Origin of the sequence: Streptomyces rubiginosohelvolus, assembly GCF_014649875.1 — a bacterium.
Lineage (GTDB): Bacteria > Actinomycetota > Actinomycetes > Streptomycetales > Streptomycetaceae > Streptomyces > Streptomyces rubiginosohelvolus.
In genome coordinates this window covers 543187-557194 of sequence record NZ_BMTW01000003.1, presented here as the reverse complement: position 1 = coordinate 557194, position 14008 = coordinate 543187, and the positions used below count along the sequence as shown (strand labels likewise).

At 72.4% G+C, this 14008-nt stretch carries 12 protein-coding genes; 7 read left to right on the top strand and 5 right to left on the bottom strand.

All coding sequences use genetic code 11. The annotated features are described in order from the left end of the window. From IE134_RS12285 to IE134_RS12275, 3 genes are all read right to left on the bottom strand, one after another. Window positions 1-1160, bottom strand: a 1160-nt coding sequence (locus tag IE134_RS12285) for a heavy metal translocating P-type ATPase (protein ID WP_189430446.1), incomplete at its 3' end; no start/stop codon positions are given. Between the two features lie 101 nt (window positions 1161-1261). Continuing rightward, window positions 1262-1579 carry a heavy-metal-associated domain-containing protein gene (locus IE134_RS12280; protein ID WP_189430444.1) on the bottom strand — a complete coding sequence of 106 codons (318 nt, stop codon included), beginning with the start codon at window positions 1577-1579 and terminating at the stop codon, window positions 1262-1264. A gap of 98 nt (window positions 1580-1677) precedes the next feature. Further along, window positions 1678-2421 carry a TetR/AcrR family transcriptional regulator gene (locus tag IE134_RS12275; protein ID WP_032769508.1) on the bottom strand — a complete coding sequence of 248 codons (744 nt, stop codon included), beginning with the start codon at window positions 2419-2421 and terminating at the stop codon, window positions 1678-1680. A gap of 158 nt (window positions 2422-2579) precedes the next feature. On the opposite strand from IE134_RS12275, the gene IE134_RS12270 reads away from it, so the two are divergent. Further along, window positions 2580-4943 (top strand): MMPL family transporter, encoded by a 2364-nt coding sequence (locus tag IE134_RS12270; protein ID WP_189430442.1) that lies wholly within the window; start codon window positions 2580-2582, stop codon window positions 4941-4943. 229 nt (window positions 4944-5172) lie between these two features. After that, complete coding sequence (locus IE134_RS12265) at window positions 5173-5928, top strand: class I SAM-dependent methyltransferase (protein WP_030721384.1); 756 nt, start codon at window positions 5173-5175, stop codon at window positions 5926-5928. A 7-nt stretch (window positions 5929-5935) separates the two neighbouring features. Here IE134_RS12265 and IE134_RS12260 read toward each other — a convergent pair whose 3' ends face one another. Continuing rightward, complete coding sequence (locus IE134_RS12260) at window positions 5936-6127, bottom strand: helix-turn-helix transcriptional regulator (protein WP_010064909.1); 192 nt, start codon at window positions 6125-6127, stop codon at window positions 5936-5938. A 245-nt stretch (window positions 6128-6372) separates the two neighbouring features. After that, complete coding sequence (locus IE134_RS12255; RefSeq protein WP_032785108.1) at window positions 6373-7299, bottom strand: sugar phosphate isomerase/epimerase family protein; 927 nt, start codon at window positions 7297-7299, stop codon at window positions 6373-6375. Between the two features lie 159 nt (window positions 7300-7458). Between IE134_RS12255 and iolC the strand changes: the two genes are divergently transcribed. The 5 genes from iolC to mmsA are packed head-to-tail and all read left to right on the top strand — an operon-like array spanning window position 7459 to window position 13955. After that, window positions 7459-8526: a 5-dehydro-2-deoxygluconokinase gene (iolC, locus tag IE134_RS12250; RefSeq protein WP_050513832.1), complete on the top strand. Its 1068-nt coding sequence runs from the start codon at window positions 7459-7461 to the stop codon at window positions 8524-8526. Further along, window positions 8523-9434 carry a Cgl0159 family (beta/alpha)8-fold protein gene (locus tag IE134_RS12245; RefSeq protein WP_030721375.1) on the top strand — a complete coding sequence of 304 codons (912 nt, stop codon included), beginning with the start codon at window positions 8523-8525 and terminating at the stop codon, window positions 9432-9434. The genes iolC and IE134_RS12245 overlap by 4 nt, the downstream gene beginning before the upstream one ends. Further along, entirely contained in the window at window positions 9431-10408 is a 978-nt protein-coding gene (gene iolB, locus IE134_RS12240; RefSeq protein ID WP_229823516.1) for a 5-deoxy-glucuronate isomerase, read from the top strand. The genes IE134_RS12245 and iolB overlap by 4 nt, the downstream gene beginning before the upstream one ends. Then, window positions 10405-12411, top strand: coding sequence for a 3D-(3,5/4)-trihydroxycyclohexane-1,2-dione acylhydrolase (decyclizing) (iolD, locus tag IE134_RS12235; RefSeq protein WP_373301886.1), 2007 nt, complete (start codon window positions 10405-10407; stop codon window positions 12409-12411). The genes iolB and iolD overlap by 4 nt, the downstream gene beginning before the upstream one ends. 41 nt (window positions 12412-12452) lie before the next feature. Next, the gene (gene mmsA, locus IE134_RS12230; RefSeq protein WP_030721368.1) at window positions 12453-13955 is read left to right on the top strand and encodes a CoA-acylating methylmalonate-semialdehyde dehydrogenase; all 1503 of its coding nucleotides are present in this window, start codon (window positions 12453-12455) and stop codon (window positions 13953-13955) included. Window positions 13956-14008: the final 53 nt, after the last annotated feature.

Here is a 14008-nt window from a genome sequence, read left to right as displayed (position 1 = left end):
GTGGCTTCGACGACGAGGCGTCCGCCGGCGTTGAGGGTGGCGCCGGTGACGGTGTCGCCGACCGAGACCTCGACGGGCACGGACTCACCCGTCAGCATCGAGGCGTCCACCGCGGACGAGCCCTCGATGACCGTCCCGTCCGTCGCGATCTTCTCCCCGGGACGGACGACGAAGCGGTCGCCGACGACGAGCGTGCCCGCCGGGACACGTACCTCCCTGCCTCCCCTCAGTACGGCGACGTCCTTCGCGCCCAGGTGCATCAGCGCCCGCAGCGCCGCGCCGGACTTCCGCTTCGCACGGGCTTCCAGATAGCGGCCCAGCAGGATGAACGTGATGACTCCGGCCGCCACCTCCAGGTAGATCGTCGAGGTGGCGTCGGCGCGCGAGACGGTGAAGTCGAAGCCGTGGCGCATACCGGGCATGCCCGCGTCGCCGAGGAACAGGGCCCACAGCGACCAGCCGAACGCGGCGAGCGTGCCGAGCGAGACCAGCGTGTCCATCGTCGCCGCGCCGTGCTTGGCGTTGGTCCAGGCGGCGCGGTGGAAGGGCAGGCCGCCCCAGACGACGACGGGCGCGGCGAGTGTGAGGCTCAGCCACTGCCAGAAGTCGAACTGGAGCGCCGGGACCATGGCGAGCAGGACGACGGGGGTGGCGAGCACGGCGGAGACGACGAGGCGCTGACGGAGCGCGGCGAGGGAGGCTTCCTGCTCGGCTTCGACGTCCCGGGCGACGGAATCGGGGGTGGGGTCCGAAGCCGGCTCCGCAGCGGATTCCGGAGTGAACTCCGGCGTGGGTACCGGGGCGGATTCCGGCGTGGACTCCGAGGCGGGCTTCGGGGAGACCTCCGGCGCGGGGCCCGGGCCGGCCCCCCGGGTGCTCTCAGGGGCGGGTGCAGGGGCCGGAACGGGCGGCTGGGCGACGGGGCGGGCCGTGTAGCCGGTCTTCTCGACCGTGGCGACGAGATCCCCCAGCTTCAGCCCCTCCCCGAAGGTGACGCGGGCCTTCTCGGTCGCGTAGTTCACCGTGGCGGTGACGCCGTCCATCCGGTTGAGCTTCTTCTCGACGCGGGCGGCGCACGAGGCGCAGGTCATCCCGCCGATCATGAGCTCGGCCTCGGAGGCGTCGGCGGCCGGGAAGTGGGCTGCTGCTGTGCTGGCCATGTCCGGAACTCCTGGAAAACGCAGATCGGGCCGTACCCCACCAGTATCGACTGGTGCGGCCGGCCCGACGGCGGACGGGTGGTGCGGCGGAGGGCCGGCGCTCAGGCGGCCGGGCCGAGGAGCTCGTAACCGGCCTCGTCCACGGCGGCACGGACGGCGTCCTCGGCCAGCGGGGTCTTGGACGTCACGGTGACCAGACCGGTGGAGGCGACGGCCGCGACCGAGGTGACGCCCGCGATCCCGGAGATCTCCTCCGACACGGCCCCCTCGCAGTGGCCGCAGGTCATGCCCTTGACCTGGTACACGGCGGTGACCGAGTCGGCCTGCTCGATCTGCACGTCGGCCGCGCCGTCGTGGCAGGAGCCGGTGGGCGAGCAGCAGGAACCGGTGGACGGCGTGGTGGCGGTCTCGGCGGTCATGACGTTCTCCTCTTCGCGAACACGTTTCGGGCGGCACGGCGGGGCACGTGGGACCGCAGAGGCCCCCGTGGCGTCCCCGCCTCACCCATACTATACCCCTAGGGGGTATCAATCCGCTCCGTCGGCGCCGGGCACGACGCGTCGTCGCCGACCAGGGGGTCCAGGTAGCGGAACATCACCGTCTTCAGCTCCTGGATGTAGGCCGCGCGCTCCTCGCCCTCGGAGGCCATGATCAGGTCCAGCCCGGCCTTGAACACCATGAAGGCCATTTCGGCGATGCGGTGGATCTGGGGGGCGGGCAGGTCCGCGAGGTAGTCGGCGAGCACCGATTCCACCCGCGTCAGCATCGTGGCGTGCAGCGTGTCGTGCGCCTCGGTGATCTGTCCGGGGATCTCCGAGCCGTGCATCAGGACGAAGAACGCCGGGTTCTCGCAGTTGAAGGCGATCAGCGGGTCGAGCACGGCGTCCAGCATGCGGTCGAGCGGCAGCTCCGTGTGGCTCTGGGCGAAGGCGGCTCCGTAGGTGTCCCGCCAGCGGTCCAGCAGCCGGTCCCCGAGCTCGACGGCGATGGCCTCCTTGTTCGGGAAGAACTGGTAGAGCGTGCCCGGTGAGACCCCGGCCTCGCGGGCGATCGCGTTGGTGCTGGACGCGGTGTAGCCGCTGGCGCAGAAGACATCGGCGGCGGCCCGGAGCAGCTGGGCGATCCGGGCCTCGCCGCGGGCCTGGCGGCGTCGGCGGGGGCGGGCGGAGTCCTGCGCCTCGTCGGCGGTGTCCCCGGCCGCCCCGGTGGCGGCTTCGACGGCGGCCTCGGCGGCGGTCTTGTTGGCTTTGGCCTCCGGCACGGTCAATCCCCAGCTCTCATGACGCGATTGACAAACGCGAGTGGTCGCTCGCATTCTAGAGAAACGCGAGCGACTACTCGTGTTTGCCACGATAAACGGCAACGACCGACCCATGCTGCCCTGCGCTGCCCGGGTCTCGGTGAAGGGGACACCGCACCATGCCCGAAGTCAACCGTTCCGCGCCGCCCCCGGTCGGCGGCTGGACCCGGTTCGTCACCGCCCGGCCACGGCTCGCGCTGCTGGCCGCACTGGTGATCACCGCACTCGCCGTGTTCGCCGGGAGCGGGGTGGCGGACCGGATGGGCAGCGGCGGCTGGCAGGCCCCCGACGCCGAGTCGACGTACGCGACGGAGGTGCTTGCCCGGGAGTTCCCGGCCTCGCAGCCCAATCTGCTCCTGCTGGTGGACAGCGGCTCCGCGGGCGTCGACGACCCGGCCGTGGCCGCCGAGGCCGCCCGTCTGGCGGAGCGGCTGAAGGCCGAGCCCGGGATATCGGGCGTCGGGTCCTACTGGGAGACCGCGTCGCCCGCCCTGCGTTCCGAGGACGGCCGGGAGGCGATCATCGCCGCCCGGATCGGGGGCGACGAGAAGACCGCGGGCGAGACCCTCGACCGGCTGGCCCCGGCCTTCGCGGGGGAGCGGGGGCCGGTGACGGTCTCCCTCGGCGGGCCGGCCGCCGTGCAGCACGAGATGCAGACGATCATCCAGGAAGATCTGCTGCGGGCCGAGCTGATCGCCCTGCCCGTGACGCTCGTCCTGCTGGTCATGGTCTTCGGCAGCGCCGTCGCCGCGATGCTGCCGCTCGCCGTCGGCATCGTCGCCATCCTCGGCACCAACGCGGTGCTGCGAGGGCTGACGGAGTTCACCGACGTCTCGGTCTTCGCGATGAACCTCACCACGGCCCTCGGCCTCGGACTCGCCATCGACTATGCCCTGTTCATCGTCCGCCGCTTCCGCGAGGAGCTGGCGACCGGTGCGGACACCCGGACGGCGGTGGGCACGACGCTGCGGACCGCCGGGCGTACGGTGCTGTTCTCCGCGCTGACCGTGGCGGTGTCCCTGTCGGCCATGCTCGTCTTCCCCCAGTACTTCCTGCGGTCCTTCGCCTACGCCGGGATCGCCGTGGTCCTCCTGGCCGCCGCTGCCGCACTGATCCTGCTGCCCGCGGCGCTCGTGCTGCTCGGCCCCCGGATCAACTCACTGGACCTGCGCCGGCTCCTCCGCCGCCGGAAGAAGACCGCGTCGGCCGGGGCGGACCCGGCGGGTGCTGCGGCCGGTGGTCCCGGGGCGGGTTCCGCCGGTGGCGCCGACGCGTCGCCCGGCCGGGGCTGGGCGTGGCTGGGGGCGCTGGTGATGCGCCGGGCGCCCGTCTTCGCCATCGTCACGACTGTCGGGCTCCTGCTTCTCGGGCTGCCCTTCCTCGGGGTCAAGTTCGGCACGGCGGACGACCGCCAGCTGCCGGCCTCCGCGGAGTCCCGGGTCGTGCAGGAGCACATCCGCGACGGGTTCCCCGGCAGCCCCGGCGGCGGCCTGGAGGTGCTGGTCGAGGGGCAGGGTTCCCGGGCCGACCACGCGGACCTGAAGGCCCGGATCGAGCAGCTCCCCGGCGTCCTGCGGGTCGAAGGCCTGGTCGCCGAGGGCCCCGCCGCCTACTACAGCGTGCTGCCGAAGGGCGAAGCCGTCGGCGAGGAGACCCAGCAGCTCGTACGCGACCTGAGGGCCGTGCCCTCCGCATCCTCGCTCGACGTCTCGGTCACGGGCACGGCGGCGGTCCTCGTCGACTCCAAGGACTCCATAGCCGACCGGCTGCCCTGGGCCCTGGCGATCATCGTGGTCGCGACGCTGCTCGTGGTCTTCCTGCTCACCGGCAGCGTGCTCATCCCGCTCCAGGCGGTCGTGCTCAACGCCCTCAGCCTGACCGCGATGTTCGGAGCGGTGGTCTGGGTCTTCCAGGACGGGAACCTCTCCGGACTGCTCGCCTTCACCAGCACGGGCGACATCGAGACGACGCTGCCCGTCCTGATGTTCTGCGTGGCCTTCGGACTCTCCATGGACTACGGGGTCTTCCTGATATCCCGGATCAAGGAGGAGTACGACCGCACCGGCGACCACGAGCGCTCCGTCACCTTCGGGCTCCGGCACACCGGTGGGCTGATCACCGCGGCCGCCGTGATCCTCGCGGTCGTCATGGTCGCCATCGGCACCTCACGGGTCACCAACACCAAGATGCTGGGGCTCGGCATCGCCCTCGCGGTCCTGATGGACGCCATGGTGGTGCGCAGTCTGCTGGTCCCCGCGGTGATGAAGCTGATGGGCCGCTCCACCTGGTGGGCCCCCGCGCCCCTGAGGGCCTTCCACCGCAGGTTCGGCCTGAGCGAAGGGGAGGCCGCTCCGGCCGTCGCCCCAGCCGTTCTGCCGGACCCGGGCGGCCGGGGAGGCCCTGAGGAGGACCCCGAAGCGACGGCGGAGACCGAGGAGATATCGGACACCAGCAGGGACATCGGCGAACCGGCGCGACGCTGAGACCCGCGCGGGAAAGTCGTCCGGAAAGGGTCCTCGGGGAAGCCGGGGATGCCTCCTGGAGGCGACAGGACGGGCCCGCCCGCCACCGAACGGGTGACGGGCGGGGGCCCGGCCCCTCCGCCCGCCAGGGAGGCTCCACAGGCTCGCGGGCGGCATCGGCAAAACGCCGCTGACCTGGGCTTTCCTGCTCATCCAGCCTAAGATTTCCTCAACGGAAAAGGGGGCCCGGATGGACCGGAACGTATCCACAGTCGATGACGTGCTGGCTTTGATGGACGGCCTGTTCGCCCCGGAGGCGGACCGGTGGACGGCCGACGGGGCGTCCTGGTGGGACGCGTTCTACGCGGACCGTTCACGGGAGGTGCCGTTCTTCGCGGACAAGCCCGACGAGAACCTCGACGCCCACCTCCGCCAAGGGCGGATCGCCCCGGGGCGCGCGCTCGAACTCGGCTGTGGGCCCGGCCGCAACGCGCTCCACCTGGCCGCGCTCGGCTTCGACGTCGACGCGGTCGACCTCTCCCCGGCGGCGCTGGCCTGGGCCCGGGAGCGGGCCGAGGAGGCGGGGGCCGGCTCCATCCGGTTCCACCGCGGTGACGCGTTCGCCCTGACGGCGGCGGGGGCCGCCCTCGCCGGCCCCTACGACCTGATCTACGACTCGGGCTGCTTCCATCATCTACCGCCCCACCGGCGGATCAGCTATCTCGCCCTCCTGGAGCGCTGCCTGGCGCCCGGCGGCCACTTCGCGCTCACCTGCTTCGCCGCCGGGGCGGGCGGGATGGGCTCGGAACTGCCGGACGCCCAGCTCTATCTGACGGGTGGTCTGCACGGCGGACTCGCCTACACGGACGACGAACTGCGCCGCGTCTTCTCGGGGCTGACGGAGATCGAACTGCGCCGGATGAGCGACGAGGCACCCGAATCACCGCTCTTCGGGGAGTCGTTCCTCTGGACGGCCCTCTTCCGCAGGGCCGCCGGCCAGGGGTAGCGGGGCGTCAGCGCCCCCGGTTGCGGGGGCGCGAGGCGACCCAGGCGCGGACGGTGTCTCCGTACCAGTACGGCTTCCCGTTCTTCACCTGGTCCGGCGGGGGCAGGAGCCCGTGCTTGCGATAGGAGCGGACGGTGTCCGGCTGGACCTGGATGTGCGCGGCAATGTCCTTGTAGGACCAGAGCGTTCTGTCCGTCATCGGTGACACCTCTCTGCACTGACCAAGCCGACGATCACTCAGCCTGTGCTCGGTTGAACGACCCCTGGCGGCAGGCGGGGTGGGGCTGTCGACCGGCTGTGACAGAAAACCCGCGTAACGGAGACATGTGTCCCGAAACGGTTACTGCTGTGACAGAAAGGATGAGGTGCGGCTGCTGTCAGGCCTGGGTGCGAAGGCGGCCGGCAGCTGGCCCAGGACGCCACCTTCGCCCAGGACCCCCGGGCTCAGAGGGGTGAGCCAGGGCGTCCGCAGGAGCGGAGGAACTCCCGGGTGCGGCGTGCGATGGGGAGCGGCTTGTCCGGCGGGCAGGGGTACATGTCCTGCTCCACGATCGCGAACAGGTCGACGTCCAGGGCCCGCGCCGCGTCCAGTACCGGTTCCAGCGCGGGGACTCCGCCGGGCGGTTCGCACATCACGCCCCGGGCCACCGCCGGGCCGAACGGCACCTCGTCCGCCACCACCGCCGCCAGGATCTCCGGGTCGACCTGCTTGAGATGGAGATAGCCGATGCGTTCCCCGTACGTCTCGATGAGCTTGACGCTGTCTCCGCCGCAGTAGGCGTAGTGCCCGGTGTCCAGGCAGAGCGAGACGAGGTCCGGATCGGTGGCGTCGAGGAAGCGGTTGACGTTCTCCTCGGTGTCGATGTGGGTGTCGGCGTGCGGGTGGACGACGATCCGCAGCCCGAACCGCTCCCGGACCTCCCGGCCGAGTCGCTCCGTCTGTGCGGTCAGATCGCGCCACTGCGCGGGGGTGAGCGTGCGGTCCTCCAGCACCTCGCCCGTCTTGTCGTCGCGCCAGAAGGAGGGGATGACGACCAGGTGTTCGGCGCCCATGGCCCGGGTCAGCGCGGCGATGTCCGCGACATGCGCCCAGGTCCGGTCCCAGACGTCCGGGCCGTGGTGCAATCCGGTGAAGACGGTTCCGGCGGAGACCGTGAGCCCCCGGCCGCGCGTCTCGTCGGCCAACCGGGCCGGATCGGTGGGCAGATAGCCGTACGGGCCGAGCTCGATCCACGCGTAGCCGGCCTCGGCCACCTCGTCGAGGAAGCGCTGCCAGGGCACCTGCTGGGGGTCGTCGGGGAACCACACGCCCCAGGAGTCGGGGGCCGAGCCGATACGGATGCGGGCCGAGGAGGGGACGGAGGGGGTCATAACGGCCAGCCTCCTGGCCCGCGCGGAAGAGTGTCAAGGGTTCGTCCGAATGTCCGGACAAAATGTTGACAGGGTTCCGGGCGGAGGGCTAGACCTGGGACCAGCCGGCCACCGGTGGGGCGAACCGGCGGTGCGAGCCGGTGGTGCGAAGGGATGGGCATGCCTGAGCCGTACGACGTGATCACCATGGGGCGGATCGGGGTGGACCTCTACCCGCTGGAGGTCGGGGTACCGCTCGCCCGGGTCGAGACGTTCGGCAAGTTCCTCGGCGGCTCCCCGGCGAACGTCGCGGTGGCGGCGGCCCGGCAGGGGCGGCGTACGGCGGTCATCACCCGGACCGGGCAGGACCCCTTCGGCGCCTACCTCCACCAGGAACTGGAACGGTTCGGCGTGGACCCCCGCTGGGCGACGGCCGTCGCGGAGTATCCGACCCCGGTCACCTTCTGCGAGATCTTCCCGCCGGACGACTTCCCGCTCTACTTCTACCGCCGGCCCAAGGCCCCCGACCTGGAGATCCACGCCCCGGACCTCGACCTCGACGCCGTGCGCGACGCCAGGATCTTCTGGATGACGGGCACCGGACTCAGCGCCGAGCCGAGCCGGTCCGCGACGCTGGCCGCCCTCCGTGCCCGCAGCGAGAGCGCCGCGCGGGCCGAGCGCCCGGCGGGCGCCCCACGGCGCACGGCCACCGTCTTCGACCTCGACTGGCGGCCGATGTTCTGGGACGGGGGCGACGACAGCGCCGAGGCGCCCGCGCGGTACCGCGAGGCTCTGGCCCATGCCACGGTCGCCGTCGGCAACGTCGACGAGTGCGCCATCGCGACCGGCGAACGCGAACCGTACGCCGCCGCCCGGGCCCTGCTCGCGGCCGGGGCGGAGCTCGCCGTCGTCAAGCAGGGGCCGAAGGGCGTCCTCGCCGTCCACCGCGACGGCACCGCCGCCGACTGCCCGCCGCTGCCGGTCGAGGTGGTCAACGGACTCGGCGCCGGGGACGCGTTCGGGGGCGCGCTCTGCCACGGGCTGCTCGCCGGATGGCCGCTGGACCGCATCGTGCGGTACGCGAACGCGGCCGGAGCCATCGTCGCCTCCCGGCTCGCCTGCTCGTCCGCGATGCCGTTCCCGGACGAGGTCGAGGAGGCCCTCGCGGCCGGGGCAGTGACGCCGGAACTCGCGTCGCGGGCCGCCCCCGACGCCCCCACGGCCCCCCGGACCGGAGCGGACTCATGACGCCGCTCGCGCCCTCCCTCTCCGCGCTCGTCCGGCTGCGCGCCGAGCGTCCCGAGGCCGTTGCCGAGGCCGCCGCGCGGCGGAGCAGACGGCGGCTGATCCGGCAGCCGGGCGACCGGCTGATGATCATCGCGGCCGACCACCCCGCGCGCGGCGCGCTCGCCGTGGGGGACCGGTCCCTCGCCATGGCCAACCGCTTCGAGCTGCTGGAACGGCTCTGCCTCGCCCTCTCCCGCCCCGGGGTCGACGGGGTGCTCGCATCGGCCGACGTCCTGGACGACCTCCTCCTGCTCGGCGCCCTGGAGGACAAGGTCGTCATGGGGTCGATGAACCGCGGCGGTCTCGCGGGCGCGGCCTTCGAGCTCGACGACCGGTTCACCGGCTACCGCCCCGACGACCTGGTCCGGCAGGGGTTCGACGCGGGGAAACTGCTCCTGCGCATCGACCACGACGACCCCGGTTCGCTGGACACCCTGCACACCGCCGCCCGGACCATCGACGCGATGGCCGCCCACCGGCTGCCCGTCTTCGTCGAACCGTTCCTCTGCCGCCGCGTCGACGGCCGCCTCCGCAACGACCTCGGCGCCGCCGCCGTGGCGACCTCCATCGCCATCGCGTCGGGCCTCGCCGGGACGTCCGCGTACACCTGGCTGAAGGTGCCGGTCACCGACGACCCCGACGCCATGGGCCGGGCGATGGAGGCCTCCACGCTGCCCGCTGTCCTGCTCGGCGGCGAGGTCGGCGACGACCAGGACGCCGCGTACGGGAAGTGGCGCGACGCGCTGCGGCTGCCCACGGTGCGGGGGCTGGTCGTGGGACGCTCGCTGCTCTACCCGGTCGACGGGGACGTGACGCTCGCCGTCGACACCGCCGTATCGCTGCTCCGGCCGGGTAGGGAAGGGCCATGACGACGGATCACCCCGACCAGGAACAGCACCGGGACCAGGAACAGCACCAGGGCCAGGGACAGCACCGGGACCGAAACCAGGGCCAGGAACCGCGCCGGTTCCACCTGCCGTCCGGCAGCGCCGCGCGCGGGGCGTACGCCGTCGACATCGATCCCGAGGCGGCCGGCTGGGACCGCTCCGCCCTGCGGGTGCTGGAGCTGGAGCCGGGTGGTGTTCATACGCTCGTCACCGGAGACAGCGAATGGATCGTCCTGCCGTTGGCCGGTGGCTGTACGGTGCGTATCGCAGGTGAGACCTTTGAACTGCGGGGCAGGAAGAGTGTGTTCAGCGGGGTCTCCGACTTCGCCTACGTACCGCGCGACGCCCGCGCAGAGATCTCCTCCGGCGCAGGAGGCCGCTTCGCCCTGGCAGGAGCGAAGTGCGAGCGACGACTCCCCGCTCGCTACGGCCCCGCGCCGGAGGTACCCGTCGAGCTGCGCGGCTCCGGGACCTGCTCCCGCCAGGTGAACAACTTCGCCGCCGCCGACACCTTCGACTGCGACCGGCTGATCGCCGTCGAGGTCCTCACCCCCGGCGGTAACTGGTCCTCCTACCCGCCCCACAAACACGACGAGCACGTGCCGGGCGAGGAGTGCGAACTGGAGGAGATCTACTACTTCGACGTGCAGGACGGCGGGCTCGGCTACCACCGGGTCTCCCCGTCGCGCGACGGCGGTACGGACGTCCTCGCCGAAGTCCGCGGCGGCGACGTGGTCCTCATCCCCGACGGCTGGCACGGCCCGTCCATCGCCCCGCCCGGCCGGACGCTGTACTACCTGAACGTGATGGCCGGGCCGGGGGAGGAGCGCGCCTGGCTGATCCGCGACCATCCCGACCACCGGTGGATCCGCGACACCTGGCCGGATGAGCCGATCGACGCCAGACTCCCGCTCTACACGGCGCATCCGTCGCCCGGCCCGGAGGTAACGCCTTGAGCCCGACGAGTCCCGCGAGTCCCGCGAGTCCCGCGAGCCCCGCACGTTCCGCGAGTCCCGCGAGCCCTGAGAGCCCGAAGAACCCGGCCCCCACCCGCCGTCTGACCACGGCTCAGGCCCTGGTCGCCTTTCTGGCCCGGCAGTACACCGAGCGCGACGGCCGCCGCCAGCGGCTGATCAGCGCCACCTGGGGCATCTTCGGCCACGGCAACGTCGCGGGCATCGGCCAGGCGCTCGTGGAGGCGGGCCACGGAGGGAACGGCACCGCGCACCGCATGCCGTACCTCCAGGGCCGCAACGAACAGGCCATGGTGCACGCGGCCGTGGGGTACGCCCGCCAGTCGGGCCGGCTCTCCGCGCACGCGGTGACCACGTCCATCGGGCCGGGGGCCACCAACCTCGTCACCGGGGCCGCCCTCGCCACGATCAACCGGCTGCCCGTCCTGCTCCTGCCCGGTGACACCTTCGCGACCCGGCCCGCCGACCCCGTCCTGCAACAGCTCGAAGTGCCGTACGCCGGTGACGTGTCGGTCAACGACTGTCTGCGGCCGGTCTCGCGCTACTTCGACCGGATCACCCGGCCGGAGGCGCTGATTCCGGCCGCCCTCCAGGCGATGCGGGTCCTCGCCGACCCCGCCGAGACCGGGGCCGTCACGCTCGCGCTGCCGCAGGACGTGCAGGCGGAGGCGTACGACTGGCCGGAGGAGTTCTTCGCCGAGCGCGACTGGCACGTCCGCAGGCCCGCGCCCGACACGTACGAGCTGGAGACGGCGGTACGGGCGATCCGCTCCGCCCGCCGCCCCCTCATCGTCGCGGGCGGCGGGGTCCGGCACAGCGCCGCCGAGGAGACGCTCGCCGCGTTCACCGCCGCGACCCGCATCCCGGTCGCCTCCACCCAGGCGGGCAAGGGCGCGCTCCGCCACGACCACCCCGCCGACGTCGGCGGCATCGGCCACACCGGCACCGCCACCGCCGACGAGCTGGCCCGCACCGCCGACCTGGTCATCGGCATCGGCACCCGCTTCTCCGACTTCACCACCGCATCCGGCACCCTCTTCGCCGACCCGGCCGTCCGCTTCCTCCACCTCAACATCACCGCCTTCGACGCCCACAAGCTGGCCGCCCTCCCCCTGGTCGCCGACGCCCGCGCGGGGCTTGAGGCGCTCACGGCGGCCCTCGCCGGACGCGGATACCGGGTCGATCCGGCGTACGAGACGGAGTACACCGGCGCGAAGGAGGCGTGGGAGGAGCGGGTCGAGGCATCCTTCGCCACCCCCGACCCCACCGCGCGCCCCACCCAGACCCAGGTCCTCGGCCTCCTGGACGACCTCGTCACCGAGGAGGACATCCTCATCAACGCCGCCGGCTCCCTCCCCGGCGACCTGCACAAACTCTGGCGGACCCGCTCCCGCGACCAGTACCACGTGGAGTACGGCTACTCCTGCATGGGCTACGAGATCCCGGCGGCCATCGGCGTCCTCCTCGCCACCGGAGCCCGCAGCCGGGAGCACCGCCCGGTCTGGGCCCTGGTCGGCGACGGCACGTATCTGATGAACCCCACCGAGATCGTCACCGCCGTCCAGGAGAACCTGCCGCTGAAGCTGCTGATCCTCCAGAACCACGGGTACGCCTCCATCGGCGGCCTCTCCGCGTCGGTCGGCGCCGAAGGCTTCGGCACCGCCTACCGCCACCGCGACGCCGACGGCGGCTTCACCGGCCCGCCGCTCCCCGTCGACCTGGCCGCCAACGCCGCCTCCCTCGGCCTGCGGGTCCTGCGCGCCGCCACCGTCGACGACCTGCGCAAAGCTCTCTCCGAGGCCCGCGACGCGGAGGGCCCCACTTGTGTCTACGTCGAGACCGAAACGCCCGACACAGTGTCGGGCCCCCCTCCGGCGCAGGCGTGGTGGGATGTTCCGGTAGCCGAAACCGCGAGCCGAATGGCGGCGGTGAAGGCCCGGGAGGAGTACGACCGCCAGGTCGCCGCCCGACGCCGCCACCTGTGAGCCCAGCCCCCGCGCCTGCCCGAAGCCTGAAGGAGTACGTCATGACGAAGACCGTCAACCACTGGATCGGCGGCAAGACAGTGGAGGGCACGTCGGGCCAGTACGGTCCCGTCACCGACCCGGCCACCGGCGCGGTCACCACGCAGGTCGCGCTGGCCTCCGTGGAGGAGGTCGACGCGGCCGTGGCGGCGGCGAAGGCCGCGTACGCCACCTGGGGCACCTCCTCGCTCGCCCAGCGCACCGCCGTCCTCTTCCGCTACCGCGCGCTGCTCGACGCCCACCGTGACGACATCGCCGCGCTGATCACCGCCGAGCACGGCAAGGTGCACTCGGACGCGCTGGGCGAGGTCGCCCGGGGTCTGGAGATCGTCGAGCTGGCGTGCGGGATCACCACCCAGCTCAAGGGCGAGCTGTCCACCCAGGTCTCCAACCGGGTCGACGTCTCGTCCATCCGCCAGTCGCTGGGCGTGGTCGCGGGCATCACCCCGTTCAACTTCCCGGCCATGGTGCCGATGTGGATGTTCCCGCTGGCGATCGCCTGCGGCAACACGTTCGTGCTGAAGCCGAGCGAGAAGGACCCGTCGGCCGCCAACCTGCTGGCCGAGCTGGCGTCCGAGGCGGGCCTTCCGGACGGCGTCCTCAACGTCCTGCACGGTGACAAGATCGCGGTGGACGGCCTGCTCAACCACCCCGACGTGGCGGCCGTCTCCTTCGTCGGCTCCACCCCCATCGCCCGCTACATCCACGCCACCGCCTCCGCCAACGGCAAGCGCGTCCAAGCGCTCGGCGGCGCCAAGAACCACATGCTCGTCCTCCCGGACGCCGACCTGGACGCGGCCGCCGACGCGGCGGTCTCGGCGGCGTACGGCTCCGCCGGTGAGCGCTGCATGGCGATCTCGGCGGTCGTCGCGGTCGGCGCGATCGGCGACGAGCTGGTCGCGAAGATCCGCGAGCGCGCCGAGAAGATCAAGATCGGCCCCGGCAACGACCCCACCTCCGAGATGGGCCCCCTGATCACCGCCGCCCACCGCGACAAGGTCGCCTCGTACGTCACGGGTGCCGCAGCCCAGGGCGCCGAGGTCGTCCTCGACGGCACGGGCCACACGGTCGAGGGCTTCGAGGACGGCCACTGGATCGGCCTGTCCCTCCTGGACAAGGTCTCCACCGACTCCGACGCCTACAAGGACGAGATCTTCGGCCCGGTCCTGTGCGTGCTCCGCGTGGAGTCGTACGAGGACGGCGTCGCCCTCATGAACGCCTCGCCGTTCGGCAACGGCACCGCGATCTTCACCCGCGACGGCGGCGCGGCCCGCCGCTTCCAGCTGGAGATCGAGGCCGGCATGGTCGGCGTCAACGTGCCGATCCCGGTCCCGGTGGGCTACCACTCCTTCGGCGGCTGGAAGGACTCGCTCTTCGGCGACCACCACATCTACGGCAACGACGGCGTGCACTTCTACACCCGCGGCAAGGTCACCACCACCCGCTGGCCCGACCCGGCCGACGCCCCGGCCGGCGTCGACCTCGGCTTCCCGCGCAACCACTGACCGACCCCCCGGCCGCGCCCGGGCCTCCGGTGAAATCCGGATGCCCGGGCGCT